Origin of the sequence: Liquorilactobacillus uvarum DSM 19971, from assembly GCF_001434935.1 — a bacterium.
Classification (GTDB): domain Bacteria; phylum Bacillota; class Bacilli; order Lactobacillales; family Lactobacillaceae; genus Liquorilactobacillus; species Liquorilactobacillus uvarum.
This window is the reverse complement of sequence record NZ_AZEG01000020.1, coordinates 35,745-36,663: the sequence shown is the minus strand read 5'-3', so window position 1 is coordinate 36,663 and position 919 is coordinate 35,745. Positions and strand designations below refer to the sequence as shown.

The 919-nt window shown below is 38.3% G+C and carries 2 protein-coding genes and 1 pseudogene; all 3 read right to left on the bottom strand.

Features of this window, described 5'->3' with window-relative positions:
* A pseudogene (locus tag FD20_RS09260) lies at nt 1-105 on the bottom strand (carboxymuconolactone decarboxylase family protein); the annotation flags it as partial.
* A complete protein-coding gene (locus tag FD20_RS09255) occupies nt 106-522 on the bottom strand; it encodes a cupin domain-containing protein (protein ID WP_057737957.1) in 417 nt (138 codons plus the stop codon).
* A gap of 43 nt (nt 523-565) precedes the next feature.
* Nucleotides 566-919 (bottom strand): aldo/keto reductase (locus FD20_RS13825; protein WP_235807752.1); only part of this gene is annotated, 354 nt, incomplete at its 5' end.

Genomic DNA, 919 nt, shown 5'->3' with positions numbered 1-919 from the left:
TTCTCTCGACCAAACTTCTCCAAATAAAACATCATCATTTAACTCAGCAAATTTAGGTGCAAAATCTCCAAGGCGATCACGTCCAGCTGTTTGCTTTTCTACCATTTATTTTTCCTCCAAATTCGCATAATCTGCATCTGAAACAGGTTCTAGCCATTCAGGTTTACCAGCAGTGATTGCTATATGAGCGAACCAGCTGTCTTTGGTGGCCCCATGCCAATGTTTAATGCCGTCATGAGTCACAGCAATACCACCCTTTTTTAACAAACGTGGCTTTTGCCCAATTTCTTGGTACCAACCTTCTCCACCAGTAACCAGTAAAATTTGAAAACCAGCATGATGTATATGCCAATTATTACGGCAACCGGGCTCGAAAGTCACAACACCAACTGAAACATTCACTTTTGGATCATTGACGAGACTCTTTAAATAACTTTGCCCAACAAAAAGCTTCTGATAAGTGTCATTCTTATCACCTAATGGAAAAATAACACCATTTCTCGAGTCACTATTCTGTGTCATCTATTTCTCCTTTTAGTACAGTCAACACGATAGACAATTAAGCTTAATCTACATGTCTAACCAAATCATGAATTCTCTTAACGGCAGCAGGATCACGATGATCAAAGAATTGACTCTCATTTTTATCAAGTACTGCAATTTTTTTCATTTCATCATCTGTTAATTTGAAATCAAGGCTGGCAAAATTTTCTGCCATTCTTTTTTTATGAACGGACTTAGCAAGTGCAACCACACTACGTTGAGTCAACCAGCGTAAAATAACCTGACCAGCTGATTTATTGTATTTTTGGCCTATTGCAGTTAAAGTTTCATTGTTAAAAATGTCGTGTTTTCCTTCAGCGAACGGTGCCCATGCTTCAGGTTGAACGTTATTTTCGTGAAGAAAAGAAACAGCCTT